This is a genomic window from Rodentibacter genomosp. 1, assembly GCF_001999285.1.
In the GTDB taxonomy this organism is placed as follows: Bacteria; Pseudomonadota; Gammaproteobacteria; order Enterobacterales; family Pasteurellaceae; genus Rodentibacter.
Genome location: NZ_MLHN01000043.1, coordinates 1 through 1,461, shown reverse-complemented (window position 1 = coordinate 1,461; position 1,461 = coordinate 1). Strand labels below are relative to the sequence as shown.

2 protein-coding genes and 1 pseudogene are annotated in these 1,461 nt (G+C 39.4%); all 3 read right to left on the bottom strand.

The features are described 5' to 3' along the window. A partial coding sequence (locus BKK54_RS11465) for a PBSX family phage terminase large subunit (protein ID WP_143541470.1) occupies positions 1–679 on the bottom strand: 679 nt, incomplete at its 3' end. Continuing rightward, positions 672–1,175 (bottom strand): terminase small subunit, encoded by a 504-nt coding sequence (locus BKK54_RS11460; RefSeq protein WP_077543192.1) that lies wholly within the window; start codon positions 1,173–1,175, stop codon positions 672–674. The genes BKK54_RS11460 and BKK54_RS11465, both read right to left, overlap by 8 nt. A gap of 20 nt (positions 1,176–1,195) precedes the next feature. After that, a pseudogene (locus BKK54_RS11455) lies at positions 1,196–1,461 on the bottom strand (site-specific DNA-methyltransferase); the annotation flags it as partial.

Genomic DNA, 1,461 nt, shown 5'->3' with positions numbered 1-1,461 from the left:
TTTCAATCCATAACGGCTTGATAATCGCCAAATCGCTGTCTGCAACGGGTTCGCCTTCATAAACGTGCCGATAAAGTTCATAATCACGCTCTTTCATTTGCTCCATATCTTCCATTAATTCTTTTGGAAAATACGGATTATCCTGCCAATTAACCAATACAGAACAACAACGTTCCGGCTGATTAATTACAAAACGCTGATAAGTGTCATCAAGAATATTCTTAGGGTTGAAACTGACGATGATCTGTGAACCGTCTTCACGAATAGTCGGAATCAATACATCCCAACTTTCTTTTGAAACATTTTCTCCTTCTTCCACCCAGACTAAATCAATCCCCGTCATCGATTTGATAGAAGTAATATTGGTTTTTAGCCCGGCGAAAGTAAAACGTGAACCATTTTTACCGATGATTTGTGTTTTCTGCACATCAAAAAAAGCTTGTAAGCCTAACATTTCAATTTGATCTGCTAGCATCTGAATAACAGAATCAGAGATGGATTTTTGAATTTCACGACAACATAAAACACGAATAGGGTTTTCATACGCCTTTAAGATTAAGGCTCGGGCAATGTTGAAACTTTTTCCACTTCCTCGACCACCATAGAAAATAATAAACCGCCATATCGACTGAAATAGCGGTTTAAATTTAGGGGAGAATGTAAGATTAAGCTCACTCATCACCAAAACTCACATTAATTTTCACCGGCAACGGATTATCACCTGAGGTTAAATCAACCCGATCTTTAAACATACCTAAGTGTTTACCGAGTAATTCAAGGGCTTTATTTGCACTTGTAGGCTCAAATACAAAGACAGGATTATCAATCGCATTGACCGTACCTTCCTGTGCATTTTTGACTACGTCGGTGAGCACAACAGATTTACGCCCCATGCATATATCTCGAACCTCTAACAAATCACGTAAGACATCATCTTGTGAGATTTGAACTCGTTCTGAACGTTTGTCTTTTGCAATCTGAATCGCTTCTTGAATGTCAGGTTTTGACAAGTTTTCAGATCCAATTTGTCGAGCATTTTCAGCTTTATACCCTGCTCTAATCGCCGCCTGTGTTGCATTTAAATCAACCAGGTACTCCTCAACAAATCGCTGTTGTTTGTCGGTTAATCTCCCCACGCACTTAGACGTGGATTTCACCTCGTCTTTTTTAGTCATTTGGGTGTTTCCTTTGCTTATTATGTATTTATTGCTTTAAAAATTTTGAAACCGAGATCACATTGCGTATCAGGAAAATCTTGTCGAATTTTAACCGCACTTTTCTCAATTCTGGCTTTGGTGATGTCGAAAATAGTTTTATAACCGGCTTTAAAGGCTTCGGACTTTTCGTCCGTTTTCTCAGGAAGTTGCACCAAAATAAATTGGCGATTGCCTCCATCTTCAGCGTTGAGTTGCATTACGGCATGGGCGGTTGTGCCGGAGCCAGCAAAGAAGTCAAGGATAA

What these genes read in the sequence shown, in the direction of transcription:
- BKK54_RS11460 (WP_077543192.1), bottom strand. Translation starts at nt 1,175, where the DNA reads ATGACTAAAAAAGACGAGGTGAAATCCACGTCTAAGTGCGTGGGGAGA.